The 11,559-nt window shown below is 49.1% G+C and carries 12 protein-coding genes; 7 read left to right on the top strand and 5 right to left on the bottom strand.

Features of this window, described 5'->3' with window-relative positions; genetic code table 11:
- Positions 1-189: 189 nt before the first annotated feature.
- A complete protein-coding gene (locus Q0L39_RS01685; protein WP_296626611.1) occupies positions 190-1,374 on the bottom strand; it encodes a nucleotidyltransferase family protein in 1,185 nt (394 codons plus the stop codon).
- Positions 1,375-1,613: 239 nt separating this feature from the next.
- Between Q0L39_RS01685 and Q0L39_RS01680 the strand changes: the two genes are divergently transcribed.
- Positions 1,614-2,807, top strand: coding sequence for an acetate kinase (locus Q0L39_RS01680; RefSeq protein WP_296626610.1), 1,194 nt, complete (start codon positions 1,614-1,616; stop codon positions 2,805-2,807).
- Positions 2,808-2,871: 64 nt separating this feature from the next.
- Here the strand turns inward: Q0L39_RS01680 and Q0L39_RS01675 are convergent, their stop codons facing one another.
- Positions 2,872-4,074: a CdaR family transcriptional regulator gene (locus tag Q0L39_RS01675; protein WP_296626609.1), complete on the bottom strand. Its 1,203-nt coding sequence runs from the start codon at positions 4,072-4,074 to the stop codon at positions 2,872-2,874.
- A 151-nt stretch (positions 4,075-4,225) separates the two neighbouring features.
- On the opposite strand from Q0L39_RS01675, the gene Q0L39_RS01670 reads away from it, so the two are divergent.
- Positions 4,226-5,218 carry a 2-keto-3-deoxygluconate permease gene (locus Q0L39_RS01670; protein WP_296626608.1) on the top strand — a complete coding sequence of 331 codons (993 nt, stop codon included), beginning with the start codon at positions 4,226-4,228 and terminating at the stop codon, positions 5,216-5,218.
- 66 nt (positions 5,219-5,284) lie between these two features.
- On the top strand, positions 5,285-5,992 hold the full coding sequence (gene budA, locus Q0L39_RS01665; protein ID WP_296626607.1) for an acetolactate decarboxylase: 708 nt from the start codon (positions 5,285-5,287) through the stop codon (positions 5,990-5,992).
- A gap of 63 nt (positions 5,993-6,055) precedes the next feature.
- Here the strand turns inward: budA and Q0L39_RS01660 are convergent, their stop codons facing one another.
- A complete protein-coding gene (locus tag Q0L39_RS01660) occupies positions 6,056-6,547 on the bottom strand; it encodes a hypothetical protein (RefSeq protein WP_296626606.1) in 492 nt (163 codons plus the stop codon).
- Positions 6,548-6,756: 209 nt separating this feature from the next.
- Here Q0L39_RS01660 and glsA point away from each other — a divergent pair, with 209 nt between their 5' ends.
- Positions 6,757-7,677 (top strand): glutaminase A, encoded by a 921-nt coding sequence (gene glsA / locus Q0L39_RS01655; RefSeq protein WP_296626605.1) that lies wholly within the window; start codon positions 6,757-6,759, stop codon positions 7,675-7,677.
- 44 nt (positions 7,678-7,721) lie between these two features.
- On the opposite strand, the gene Q0L39_RS01650 is transcribed toward glsA, so the two are convergent.
- Positions 7,722-8,519, bottom strand: a complete 798-nt coding sequence (locus tag Q0L39_RS01650; RefSeq protein WP_296626604.1) for a hypothetical protein — start codon at positions 8,517-8,519, stop codon at positions 7,722-7,724.
- Positions 8,520-8,673: 154 nt separating this feature from the next.
- Here Q0L39_RS01650 and Q0L39_RS01645 point away from each other — a divergent pair, with 154 nt between their 5' ends.
- Positions 8,674-9,690, top strand: a complete 1,017-nt coding sequence (locus Q0L39_RS01645; RefSeq protein ID WP_296626603.1) for a hypothetical protein — start codon at positions 8,674-8,676, stop codon at positions 9,688-9,690.
- Between the two features lie 47 nt (positions 9,691-9,737).
- Here the strand turns inward: Q0L39_RS01645 and Q0L39_RS01640 are convergent, their stop codons facing one another.
- Positions 9,738-10,112 (bottom strand): SdpI family protein, encoded by a 375-nt coding sequence (locus Q0L39_RS01640; RefSeq protein ID WP_296626602.1) that lies wholly within the window; start codon positions 10,110-10,112, stop codon positions 9,738-9,740.
- A 223-nt stretch (positions 10,113-10,335) separates the two neighbouring features.
- Between Q0L39_RS01640 and Q0L39_RS01635 the strand changes: the two genes are divergently transcribed.
- Together Q0L39_RS01635 and Q0L39_RS01630 are read left to right on the top strand one after the other, a co-directional pair.
- Positions 10,336-10,704: a GntR family transcriptional regulator gene (locus Q0L39_RS01635; RefSeq protein ID WP_296626601.1), complete on the top strand. Its 369-nt coding sequence runs from the start codon at positions 10,336-10,338 to the stop codon at positions 10,702-10,704.
- On the top strand, positions 10,701-11,552 hold the full coding sequence (locus Q0L39_RS01630) for an ABC transporter ATP-binding protein (RefSeq protein ID WP_296626600.1): 852 nt from the start codon (positions 10,701-10,703) through the stop codon (positions 11,550-11,552). Before Q0L39_RS01635 ends, Q0L39_RS01630 begins: the two co-directional genes overlap by 4 nt.
- The last annotated feature ends 7 nt before the right edge of the window (positions 11,553-11,559 follow it).

Raw genomic sequence — 11,559 nt, 5'->3', positions numbered from 1 at the left:
CAGAAAAAATAAAGTTTTTGCTCGAGCTTTTTTCAAACCAGCTTGAAGCTGGACACTGTTCGCCTTCGGCGCTAAGCCGGACTATCCTGTGCTGTTCACAAATAACGCCCCTGTGACACTTAACAATCATCCATAAAATCGTTCGGGACAGGGTGCTGTTTCGATGCTTCCGCACGACCCTATCAATTTTTATCCCCTACAAAATTCGGCATAATCGCTGCCGCAGGGGAAAATTTGTTTTGTAAATATCCGGTACTGATCGGCACAGTCTGCCTCCAATGCTGCCATCTGGGCTGCCTGTGGAGAAACCTTTCCCAACTTTGCCAGACTGGTTGAAACCGGCAAGGTCGCCGTTCGCTTCATGTTGGATAAAATTTCCTTGCCGCGCTCATTCATTCCCAACACCCGCAGGTAGGCCGGAGCCTGCCATGCTGCATCCTGCGGTATTCCCAAAAAGGCGGACAGCACCAGCCGGCGCACCCGCGAAAGCGGATAACGCTTGGTTTTGATCTGCTCGTACAATTCTTCCAGCGAACAGGCAGTTCGCGCCGCCTGATACAGCCGGTTTTCGATTCCCTCCGATACATCCGGCAGCGCCGCCATCTGCTCCCTGTTCATCCTGCGCAGGACAGACAGCACGGCACGCTCTCCTGTCTGCATCGAGGCAGTCTGTCCGCTCTGCATCGCCTGCTGATAGAGTTCCCAGGTCGAGGACGGCAGATACTCCTTTGCTTCCTCCCAGTTTCCGCCGAGGATCAAACTGCGGATATGGCTTGCCGATGCAAAACCCTGTTTGGGCGCACCGTCGTGCGCATTCCCAATGCGGACAAGCGGCAGCGGTTTTGGGCTGCCTTCCCTGGGAAGCTGTGCCAGATATTCCACCGCAAGGATGTTGTTTGGTTTTTGAAGCACATCAGACACCTGCTGTCCCAAAACTTCCCTGATGGCAAGCTCTCTTGCTTTTGCAAAGGTGATTCCGTTTGCCAGCTGTGCACGCAGTTGCTGCTGCACCTCTGGATCTTCCAACGCATCCGCCGCCTGCTGCAGCAGCGGCAGCTCGGCATCCTCCGCGCCAAACGCCAGAACATCCACGCATCCCATCGCACACACCGTCTGTACTCCGCCAAATGCAAATCGCTGAGCACTGGCAGCGGCGTAGCAGACCGGCAGCTCCACAATCAGGTCCGCTCCGTTTTGCAGCGCTGCCGCTGCCCGCACCCTCTTGGGAAAAATCGCCGGTGTCCCGCGCTGGGTAAAATCCGGACTCATCACCACGGCAATATGGGTCATTCCCTGCGCCCGCAGCTCTTCGATCTGCCAGCGGTGTCCCTTGTGGAAAGGGTTATATTCTGCAATGATCGCAGCTGTTTTCATTCTCTTGCTTCACCACCTGTTTTTAAGCATTTTACAGAAATTTCAGCTGATTTTTGGCGAAAAAGTCAATCTCTCCCGCTCTTTTTGAAAAAGGATGGGCTTTTACGTCAAAAATCGCAGTTTTTCTCTTGAAAAGTTGTCCCAGATATAATAATATAGTAAGTGTATAGGAGTGTCAATCTGCCTCTGTTCCCTGTTTGGGAGCAGATGGCTTTAAAAATCTATGGGAGGAATTTGATATGAAAATTCTTGTTTTAAACTGCGGAAGCTCTTCTCTGAAATATCAGCTGATTGATATGGAAAATGAGCACGTTCTGACCAAGGGTCTGTGCGAAAGAATTGGCATCGACGGTTCTGTTCTGACCCACAAAGTTCCAGGCAAAGACAACTATGTTGTTGAAACTCCAATGCCAGACCACTCTGTAGCAGTACAGCTCGTTCTGGACGCTCTGACCGACAAAGATCACGGCGTAATCGCTTCCGTTGACGAAATCAACGCAATCGGTCACCGCGTACTCCACGGCGGCACAAAATTCACCAAATCCATCGTTGTTAACGAGGATGTAAAAGCTGCTATCCGTGAGTGCTTCGACCTCGGTCCTCTCCACAACCCAGCTAACCTGATGGGTATCGAAGCTTGCGAAAAAGTTTGCCCAGGCAAACCAAACGTTGCTGTATTCGACACCACCTTCGGTATGGGTATGGATGAGAAATCCTATCTGTATGCAATCCCACATGAATATTTCGAGAAATACGGCATCCGTCGTTACGGCTTCCACGGTACCAGCCATGGCTTCGTTTCCAAAGAAGCTATCAAATTCGGTAACCTCCCAGCTGATGCAAAGGTTATCGTTTGCCACATCGGTAACGGTGCTTCCGTTTCCGCTTCCATCGGCGGCAAATGTGTAGACACCTCCATGGGCCTGACCCCTCTGGAAGGTCTGATCATGGGTACCCGTTCCGGTGACCTGGACCCAGCTGTTGTTCAGTACATCTGCAACAAAGAGAACAAATCCGTTGATGAAGTTCTCAACATGCTCAATAAGAAATCCGGTCTGCTCGGCATGAGCGGCGGCCTGTCCTCCGACTGCAGAGATATCACCAAAGCTGCTGAAGAAGGTCACCACCTGGCTAAAGTTACTCTGGATGCTTACACCTACCGCATTGCAAAATACGTTGGTGCATACACCGCTGCTATGAACGGTGTTGACGCTATCGCATTCACCGCTGGTGTTGGCGAAAACGATGTTGAGATTCGTGAAGAACTCTGCGAGAAATACTGGGGCTACCTCGGTGTTAAGATCGACAAAGAAGCTAACCACACCAGAGGCGAGAACAAAGTTATCTCCACCGCTGATTCCAAGGTTAAAGTTATGGTTATCCCAACCAACGAAGAGCTTGCAATCGCTAGAGATACCCTGGCACTCATCTAAGTTTGACCTGAAAACTATAACCGCTCCTGTCCGCTTGGACAGGAGCGGTTTTTTTCTTTATCTGTTACAGCGGCTGATCCAAATCGGAAGAAAAGAGCTGTTCCTCTCCCTCCTGCAGCAAAACCATCGAAGCTGAAATCAGCAGATACAGTGTCTGATCGGGATCATCCAAAGGAATCTGAAACTGCTCCCGTATCTTTCGGATGCGATACAGTGCCGTATTTCGATGCAGAAACAAACGGTCACAGGTCTGTTGTAAAGAGTGATGACAGATCAAATACGTATAGAGCGTCAGACAGTACTGGGTGTGATTTTTTTCATCATACGCAGACAACGCAGAAACACCTGGATGACACAATGCATATTGCGGTTGAATCTGTTCAAGCAGTATGCGCTGATACAGCCTTGGGGCCCAGATGACAAACGGCTGATTGGACTGCGTCAGCATATAGTCCAGCGCTTTTTGTGCGGTCTGATAGGCCTGCGGCAGATGATACAGGCTGTCCAAAGGTCCAGAAATAGAAATGCGCAGCTGAAATTTCTGACTAAAGCTAAATAACAATGTGGAATCATGCTCCGCCGTCAGAAAAAACAATAGCTGCTTCTGATAAAAGAAAGGGTGGCATGCATAAAAGATATAGCGCAGCTCATTTTTTAAGGTATCCTGTCCAAAATGGAGGTTTCTATACAAGCCCAAATCGACCACCGCCAAACGGTGCGGTTTGTAGTGTGCCAGATAGGACGAGGTGATTTGCAGCTGAAAGATTGATTCACTGGGAAACTCTCCCTGCAGCAGCCGCACCAGAATCTCCTCGGAGGTGCTGGAGAGGATATGGTTGCGGCTGGACTCGGACAAAAGCTGCTTTGCCAAAATCATCTGAAGCATGTGCAGCTGCTCATCCGGCGTCTGGTGCAATTCATTCTTCCAATCCACATAGATCAGATAACCAATGTGGATATTGCTGCTGATCAACGGTGCAAAACATCTCGGATAGGGCGTGTCCTGCACCTCCATGCGAACAGATTGCCCCTGTGCAATCTGTTCGCTTTGACTAATTGCCAAAATCGCCTCATAGGTGATCTCTCCCCTGCGCAGTGCTCCAAAAAACAACTCGTCCTGAAAGGAGTTTGGCCAGTAGCTGGCCGCAATCCGAAAGGCATCATCCACCACCAGCAAAGGACAATCTAACATTCTTCCCGCTTGTTCCAGCAGCTCTTTTAAATTATCTGTCTCAAAAAATGTATCCACCAAGCTTTTAATATCCATCTTCAACACCTCTTCACCGGACATTACTTGTGCTATGAGCACAAAAAATCTTTTCAAATTATAGATTGAAATTCGTGAAAAAGCAAGATCAAAACTGTATAATAAAGTCGCAAACAAAAGAAATCAGACAACAAATGAAGAAGGTGTTGGTATGAACGAAAAACATAACGTTCAAATTTGGAAATCATTGCAAAAAGTTCCGGCAGGCACAATGTTTGTCCCATTGATTATTGGTGCAATCATCACAACTATCTGCGAAGGCTTTCTGCATTTCAATCTGTGGGAAACTTTGGGCAATCCTATGAAGGATATGTTCTCTTCCAGCGGTCAGATGCTTCTGATTGGTTTGATGCTTTTCTGCACAGGTACTTCCCTGAAGCTGAGTGATATGAAGGATGCTCTTCATCGCGGTGTCCTCCTGATCGCAACACGACTGATCGTCGCTTACGTGCTCAGTGCGCTGTACTTCCTGGCATTCGGCTACGACGGCATCTTTGGAATCTCCTTCCTGGCATTTGTCTGCGCCGTTTCGAGCGCCAATGCAGCGCTGTACATGGGCATCATTCAGCCATTTGGTGACAAAGCAGATAAGGCAAGCTTCGGTATCATGCTGATCTGTTCGATGCCTTTGCTCCCATTGCTGTTCCTGGGCTTCTTTGGAACTTCCGGATTTGGTATGCCGCAGGTTATCCAGATTATCTCTCTGCTGATTCCATTTATCTTAGGTATGCTCCTCGGCAACCTGGATGAAGATATCCGCAAAGTTTTCGCCGGCGGCAATGCGATTATCCTCCCATTTTTGGGCTTTGAATTTGGTTCGACGATCAATCTGGTAGACGCTGTTAAAATGCTGCCACAGGGCATCCTGATGAGTGTTCTCTACTTCATCATCACCATTGTTCCTTCCTGCCTGGTTGAGCGCTACGTCCTGAAACGTCCAGGTTATGTCTCCTTTGCCTCTGCATCCCTGGCAGGTGTTGCACTGAGCATCCCATCCATGGCAGCCGCTTCCAACGAAGCTTTGCAGCCATACGTTTCCAGCTCGGTTGCTATTCTGGCATTTGTTCTGGCCGTCACCAATATTTTGGCGCCATTCTTCGTCAAATGGGATCTCCAGCGCCATCCGGCAAACGAAGTTCGATAAAATTTGTAAGCCTCTATCCTATGGATTTACGATATAACATTTAGCAAAAAGAAAGGTTGTGTTCTTATGAAAACACTGATTCAAGCTTCTACTTTAAACGCTCTGATGCTGGGCAATTTTGACCAGACCACTACTGTAAAAGAATTTTTGCACCATGCAGACACCGGTATTGGTACTTATACCGGTCTGGACGGTGAGGCAATCTTTGAGGACGGCGTTGCTTACCGCGCTACCGCAGAAGGTACCGTCACCCAGATGAAACCGGAAGATGGCGTTGCATTCGGAACCGTCGCTGAATTTGACAGAAACGTACCGGAGCATACCTTCTCGAATATTGAATCGCTCGACCAGCTCAGAAAAGAACTGGAGCCTTACGTCAAAGACAATCAGAACATCTTCTATCTGCTCAAAGGTCAGGGCGAATTTACCACCATGCACGTCCGCAGCTGCTTTGCATGTCAGAAACCATATCCGACACTGTCCGAAGCTGCCAGCAAACAGAGAGAATTCCATTATGAGCATGTCACCGGCAGTCTGATCGCTGTATATTGCCCAGCCTATGTAGAAGGCATCAACCTCCCAGGATGGCACTTCCATTTCCTGAGCGGAGACAAGAGCAAGGGCGGTCATGTTTTGGGACTGTCGACCAACAACTTTACCTTCAAGCTCAATCCAATCTCCGAGTTCTCGCTGACGCTGCCATCCAACCCAGAGTTCTCCAAACTGAACCTGTGCGAAGATCTGAGCGCAAAAACTGCTGCTGTTGAAGGCTAAGCCAACACCTTACCACTTCTGCGCAGGCTAAACCGTCAACCAAGAATAAATACACCTGCCACCTTAGACGGACAACCTGCGCAGACTCGTCATTTTTATAGCAGAAAGGACACTGTTGTTGCACAGTGTCCTTTCTTTTTTATTTTCTAATTGTGCTTCTCGCATCAACTGATTTGCATAACGATTAAGCTGCTCACTGGGTTCATATTTACATCGGTAACCGACGCCGTCGATGATCACAAACGGATTGTATTCCACAATCTCTATCCTGCTGCCGTCCTTCATTTCCAGGGTAATGACTACCGCCTGACCGGCATATTCCGAGTAAGTCTGGTCCTGCCGGTAGATGACCAGCTGCTGCAAATGGGAAACCAGCTCATCGAGGTCCTCCACCACGACCTCCTGATCGGGCGGCATGATCTCCATAGAAGCGCTGGCAATCTCCTCCGCTTTTAAATTGCGAAACGGCCTTCGTCCTGCCCGATACCATCCCAGCATCAGCACAGCAATCAGCATCACAGCTATCAAAATCAGAACTCTCCATTTGTTTTTCATGCTGCCACCTCTCCTTTTCTACTCCTTTATTTTTTCAGTGTCATCAGCAAAACAATTTGCTGCATGCTCGGTAAATTTGTCGCCATTTTCATTTTATATCTCTCATAAAAATTATTTTCTAAAAACAAAAAATACCTCTTGCATCCTGTGTAATCTGTTGTACAATATTCTTGACCTCAACAAAATTTACCCCGAAAGGAAGATCGGACATGTTAACACAGGAATGTTTGCAGGACGCCGTCAAATACGGCGAATGTTTTATTAAATTTGGAAAAACCGCCGAATACATCCCTGAATTGGCACGAGTCAACAAATACCATCTGGGTGTCTGTGTGGTCGGTTTGGACGGAACCATCATGGAGTGCGGCGATACCCGCGTTCCCTTCACCATCCAGAGTATCTCCAAACTGGCTTCGCTGATTCTGGCAATCAGCGACCGCGGTGCTGATTATCTGTTCCATGACAAAGTGGGTGTGGAACCAACCGGCGATCCTTTTAACTCGATTATCAAGCTGGAAACCAAAACCAAACCTTTCAACCCATTTATCAATGCCGGCGCCATCACGGTAGCCAGCTGCATCGACGGCAAGGACTCGGACGAAAAGTTCGAGCGCTTCTTAAAATTCATCCGCATGCTCTGCGGCAACGAGGACATCCAGCTCAACGAGGCAGTCTATCTCTCCGAAAAAGCAACCGGCGACCGCAACCGTGCGCTTGCCTATTACCTGAAAGCTTCCGGCATCCTGGAGGGCAACGTGGAGGAATGTCTGGACTTCTACTTCAAGATGTGCTCGGTCAATGTTACCGCCGTGGACATCGCCCAGATGAGCGCCGTACTTGCAAACCACGGCACCTGTCCGACCACCGGCGAGACACTCATCCCGCCTAAGAGCGCCAAAGCCATCCGCGCACTGATGCTGACCTGCGGCATGTACGACGGCTCGGGTGAGTTTGCGATGAGCGTCGGCTTCCCTGCCAAGAGCGGCGTAGGCGGCGGTATTGCAGCTGCACTGGTCGACCGCATGGGCATCGGTGTCTTCGGTCCTGCCCTGGATGAAAAAGGCAACAGTATCGGCGGCATCAAGATTCTGGAATACCTTTCGGACAAACTGGACTTTAATCTGTTCTAGCAGCAAAACAGAGAAGCCTGAAATTCAGGCTTCTCTGTTTCCATCTATATTTTGGTCACTGCTTTGTATTCTTCAGTCATCTGCATCAGCTGCGGCAGCTTGGAACGGCTGAGCAGCATCGAAATGCTGCTGCAAATTTCCAGCTCCTTGCCATCTTCTGACGGCTCTGCACCGAGGGAAATGCCATACGGCATCCCTTCCAGCCCATTTTGTCCATAAAATTCTGTCGGATGAAAGCGTGGGTTTTCGTACTCCAGCACTTCCCTTGTCTTTACATCCTGCACCATGCTGCCTTCCATCACATAAAACTGCTCAAAGCACCTGTCGATCTCCTCGATACGATCGAACAGATAAACATGGATTTGATAGTCGGTTCGGATTGTTGCCTGCTCCTCCTGTTTGTTTTCCTCCACCCAACTGATGGCGGACAGCTCCTGCAAAAATGCTTCCCGTAGGGCATCCTCGTCTCCCTGCTCGTAGGTGGAACGATACTTTTCTGCAAACACGTCGGTGACATCGTTTTGCTGCTGGTCGATTGCGCGATATAGCTGCGGATTTGCAAACAGATGGTCGCACATCTCTCCAAAATAGTGGGTCGGCGCCATCTGCCGAATACCATTTACTAACAGCAGCACTGCCGTGACCATCAGGACGATGCCCAGCAGCAATTCCCGCACCAGAACACCGCGGTGACGCATCCAACGAAACCCGATAACTGCCACACCCGCCAGACAAATGGCCGCGGCCCAGCCATCACACAGGAAAAACGAAGCTGCCAGCCAGATGGCAGTCAGCAGGATCTCCACCTTTGCATCTCGGGATGTCACTTCTTTTCTAATCATTGTATCCCTCCTTTTGTTTAGGATAGCACAGGAAAAGGAATCCTTTCCATTGCTTTCTTCTCCAAAAAAAGGAAGGCGTTTTTGTAAATTCCTACAGAGTATCCAGTTTTTATTGCCGGATGCTGCTTTCAAAAATCTGAAAGGAGGATGTCGTATGAACAGATGGACCGTCACCAAAGGCAGCATCGGTCCGCTTTCGCTTGGAATGACACCGGACGAAATCGAGCACATTCTCTCCGCTCTGCCGGAATCGTTTGAGATGATCCCCGAAGATTGGGATGGGTATGAACAAGGCTCCTGTATCCGCTACTTTTTGAAGGATTCAGCGGCTATTTTGCTCCTCTATTTTGACCAGAAGCAGCGATGCGTCTGCATTTCGGTGGACAAAAATATCGCCCTTTGTTATGATGTGGTCCTGTTGGACCTGCCTGTTTTTACCACCAAGGCAGCTGCGCTGATCGCCGCCCTCAATGAACAAAACTGCTGCTTCTATGACAGCATGGAGTGGCAGGACGCCACCCAATATACCTTCCCGCAGCTTGGCGTCAGTCTCTGGCGGGAAATGGCTTTCGACCTTTCTGAAACGGAGAACAACACGATCCAGGCGGATGACTACGACCATCTCTACTTTAATTTTGTGCGGGTTTACGACCCGATTTACGAGGAACTGTTGGGACTGACCGATCTCTGGAGCACCGAACGTTTGGCATCTTCCACGCCGCCAAAACCGATTCTGCCGGTGTCCGGCAGAATCGGTCCGCTACACCTTGGGATGACACCGCAGCAGGTGCAGTCGGCCATCGAGCAGTTTTTCAGCTTGGAACAAACCTCCGACATTTCCCTTGGCAGGATGGTCAAAACCAGCTATCAGCTTTCCGGCGGAGAGATCACCGCCTGGTATGTCGATGGACAGGCCGCCGGATTTCTCATCAGTCAGCCGCTGTTTTCGATCGCTTTTCCAGATGCTTCCGACCGTTTTCTGCTTCCCTTTTCCGAGGAGCCGACACAGATGGAGCTAGTCAAACTCTGCTCCAACAGCCTATGTGTCGAAAACGGCAGCCGCGTTCTTTTCCCTTCCCTCGGCATCTGCCTGGATACGAAGAATGGAGAGATAACGGCAGTCGGCTTGATCCATCCTCAGCTGGAACGGCTGATCTATCTGCTAGGATAACAAAACAAGGCTCCCGCCATGGCGGGAGCCTTGTTTTATGATTGGACTTACAGTCCTTCTTTCCATCTTCCCTTGGTGTCAAAATTCTGTTTGAGTTTTTTCTCAATCGGGAAATACGGAATAATGATGCAGATAATATCCATCACAATCAGCACCTTTGGTGCGATCGACAGCGGCAGCAGGAAGATTCCCACAATCGACAGCACCAGCGCAATAATGCCAATCGGCAGAATGATGCGGCCATAGCTGATGTGGGCATACTGCCAGGTCTCCTGACTTTTCAGTGCCCAGTCGGTGCGGTAGGTGATAAAGAAAAAGTTTTGCAGCAACGAGTCTGGATTTGTCGGATACTTCGGCGGTTTTCTTCTCCACCATAATCCCCAGACGATCATCATGATCGGTATAAGCAACAGCAACAACATAACAGGTGACAATCCTTTCCATACAGAATTTGTAAGTACATCAGTCTTATCAGTATAGCACATCTGCGTCCATTTGTAAAAAGGTTTCTTTATGTTATCCTTTCATCTTCTCAGCTAATTTTTTCCCTTTCCCTATTGACAATCGTTGTTCCTCTGATTATAATGGAATCATAGTTAATTACTCAACTAACTAACCAATATACAGCCGAAAGGAGGTTTCCTGTTGAAGATAGACTTTCAAAGCCAGACACCCATTTTTCTGCAGGTATCGCAGGGATTGGAGGATGAAATCTTGTCCGGCATCTATGGCGAGGAGGAACAGATACCTTCGATCACGGAACTTGCCGCCAACTATAAAATCAATCCTGCCACTGCACTGAAAGGAATCAACCTGTTGGTGGACGCAGGGATTGTGTACAAGAAACGAGGGATTGGAATGTTTGTCGCATCGGGAGCGCTGCAAAAATTGAAAGAGAAACGGCAGGAGGAATTTTTCCAGCAATATGTACTGCCGTTGGTTCAGGAAGCGAAACGCCTGAATATTGAGCCGCAGACACTGCGGGAGTGGATTGAAAGGGGATTTACACAATGAAACTGTGTTGTCATGATCTGACCCGAAAATTCGGAGATACCGTCGCATTAAATAGAGTCAATCTGTGTTTGGAGGAACCAAAAATCTGCGGTTTGCTCGGTCGCAACGGCGCCGGCAAAACTACCTTACTGCGCCTGATGACCAACTACATCCAACCAAACGAGGGCAGCATCACCATGGATGAGAGAAATCTCTGGGAAAACGAGAAAGCCTTGCAGCAGATCTTTTTTGTCACCGAAAACTCCTACTTTGGAGAGATGACCGCACAAAAACTGATCGACTTCATGGCGGGTGCCTATCCCAACTTTGACAAGGAGCAATGCCTTGCCTATGCCAAACGCTTTGAGCTAAGTCTGAACAAAAAGTATCCCACACTCTCCACCGGTTACAAGTCGGTACTGCGTGCAATCCTTGCCCTTTCGGCACATACGCCGTTTTTGTTCCTGGATGAACCAACCCTTGGGATGGATGCTTTTCACCGCGAACTGTTTTATAAACTGCTGATTGAAAGTTACAGCGAAGCTCCTTCCTGTATTCTGCTGTCCACCCACCTGATCGGTGAGGTGGAAGGTCTGCTGGAGAATGTCATTATTCTCGACCACGGAAAGGTGCTCATCGACGAATCGGCAGAAAAGCTGCTTTCACAGGGATATTGTGTTTCCGGACGCATCTCCGAGGTAGATGACTATTGCTCGGGCAAAAAGGTCATCGGTTCCAACAGCGTCGGCGGTTTAAAAACGGCGGCTATTTTAGGAGAGCACACCGCAGTTCCCGACACCCTCGATGTCACCGGTCTGAGCTTACAGCAGCTGTTTGTCCAGCTGGTAGGCAGCGAAAATCCATCTTAGGAGGTAT

The sequence above is a fragment of the uncultured Negativibacillus sp. genome (genome assembly GCF_944388365.1).
In the GTDB taxonomy this organism is placed as follows: domain Bacteria; phylum Bacillota; class Clostridia; order Oscillospirales; family Ruminococcaceae; genus Negativibacillus.
The sequence above is the reverse complement of the archived record's forward strand: the minus strand, read 5'-3'. Positions and strand labels throughout refer to the sequence as shown.